Raw genomic sequence first — 2,266 nt, 5'->3', positions numbered from 1 at the left:
TGACTGCTGCCACGGGGTACCCAAAGCGCCGGCGTTCTATGAGATTGGAAACGCCTGGTTCGACGAGCCGCTTTTCGGCCAGGTGCTGGCGCGGGCGTATCGACACGGGCCGCGGGAAAGCCTGGACGCGCTTCTGTACGGGGCTACCGAGCTGGAATCGGGATCGGACGAGGGACTGGCGCTGCCAAGCGTTCAGATGCCCGCTTCCGGCTATGCAGTTCTGCGTACGCAGCCGGAAGGGGAGGCGTTGCGGTCGGAAGCGAACGAGCAGTATGTATTGCTCAAGTACGGGGTTCACGGGGGCGGTCACGGGCACCCGGACAAGCTGGGGCTGACTGTTTATGCACGGGGGGAACGGCAGGCGCCGGATTTGGGGACGCCCGGGTACGGGATTGATTTGTTTCAGGGCTGGTACCGCCAGACGATCAGTCATAACACGGTTGTGCTGGACGGGAAGTCGCAGCCGGCGGGCGCGGGGCGGAGCATTGCCTTTCGTGCTGACGGGCCGTTTCAGGTCGCTGACGCTGCGATCAGGTGGGGAGAAGACGTTGTCACCGGCATCGACACGCCGACATACGGTGTCGATGAAGAGGCGCCGGGAGTCTACGATGGGGTGGCTATGCGCAGGGCGGTCCTGGCGCGGGGCGACTATTTTGTGGATATTTTCCTGGTAGATGCCGAACGGGAGCGCCGCATCGACTGGATCTTCCGCAATCGCGGGGTGCTTGCGCCGCTTGGAGATGGCGTGCCAATTGTGCCTGCCGAGCTTGAGGGGGACGGGTACGAGTACATCGATGACCTCAGCACGCGACCGGTGTTAGACAATATCGCTTTGGACTGGCAGTTTGGGGAAACGGGCATGAAGGTTTTCATGGGAGAAAGGGACGGGACAGTTCTCTATGCGGGGCCGGCGCCCGGGAATCCGGCAGAGGACGTGCAGGACCTGATGATCCGGCAACGAACTGCGGCGCGCACTGCCTTTGTCAGCGTGTTTCATCCCTACGCGGAAAGGCCGCGCATCGTGTCGGTCACGTGGCATGGCAGCGACCTGACTGGGGCGGGCTGGGCGGCGTGCACGGTGGAAGGTTCGGACGAGAAGGAGCTATGGATTGTGCGCTCGGGGCCGGATGTGGAGGTCCCCGCCTGGCTGGGCGACCTGGCGGTCTGCAGCCGCTTCGAATACACTCTGGAGGATTGAGAAATGGGAAACGGTACGGATAGGCTGGCCATACATGGTGGATCCCCGGTGCGGGAAGCGCCGTTGCCGCCGCGCGGGCATATTGATAGCGAAGAAAGGGACGCGATCGGCGCGTACATGGACAAGGTACTTGCCACGGGTACGCTCGGCGCCTACCAAGGTGAGGAGGAGGAGGCGTATTGTGCGGCGTTTGCGGAGTACCTGGGGGGCGGGTACGCGGACGCGGTAAGCTCGGGGTCGGCGGCGATCTACGTGGCGCTGCTGGCGCTGGAGTTGGAGGCGTTCAGCGAGGTCATCATCGGCCCCTTTACGGACCCGGGCGGGATAATGCCGATTCCATTGCAGAGCATGATCCCGATGATTGCCGACTCTGCGCCGGGCAGCTTCAACACGGGTCCGGAGCAGGTCGAGGCGCTGATTTCGCCGCGCACAAGTGCGATTATTGTGCCGCATATCGCGGGCGAACCGGCCGACATGGGCGGGATCATGGAGCTGGCGGGGCGGCATGGGATACCGGTGATCGAAGACTGTGCGCAGGCTCACGGTGCGCGGTTCAAGGGTCAGCTGGCGGGGAGTTTTGGCGACCTATCGGCCTTTTCGACGAATTCGGGGAAGAACCACAGCTCGGGGGGGCAGGGCGGCATGGTCTTCACCCGGGATGAGGCGCTTTACCAGTCGGCGAGAAGGATGGCCGACCGGGGCAAGCCGCATTTTTTACCGGAAGGCGCGACGAACATGCAGGCGACGCTGAATTTTAACCAGACTGATCTGGCAGCCGTGTTCGGCCTGATTCAGCTGCGCAAATTGCCGGAGATGATCGAACGAAGAGGGGCGATCGTCGGCCAGCTGATCGAAGGAACGGCGGACCTGGAGATGATCGCGTTGAGTCAGCCGGCACGGGAGGTGGAATCGAGCTACTGGTTTATTCCGGTGGCGTTTTACCCTGAGCGTTCGGCGTGCGACAAGGAGACGTTTTGCGCGAGCCTGCGGGCGGAGGGCCTCCCGGTTACGGACGACTACCGGTACGGGATGCCGCACCGGCAGTCGTGGTATACGGAGCGGCGGGTC

At 63.3% G+C, this 2,266-nt stretch carries 2 protein-coding genes; both read left to right on the top strand.

Translation table 11 applies throughout. The features are described 5' to 3' along the window. The coding region (locus OXG98_05315; GenBank protein MCY3771420.1) for a heparinase II/III family protein at positions 1 to 1,198 on the top strand (1,198 nt) is incomplete at its 5' end. Positions 1,199 to 1,201: 3 nt separating this feature from the next. Further along, a partial coding sequence (locus OXG98_05310; GenBank protein ID MCY3771419.1) for a DegT/DnrJ/EryC1/StrS family aminotransferase occupies positions 1,202 to 2,266 on the top strand: 1,065 nt, incomplete at its 3' end.

This window comes from Gemmatimonadota bacterium, from assembly GCA_026706345.1.
In the GTDB taxonomy this organism is placed as follows: domain Bacteria; phylum JAAXHH01; class JAAXHH01; order JAAXHH01; family JAAXHH01; genus JAAXHH01.
This window is presented reverse-complemented; position numbering and strand designations above follow the sequence as displayed.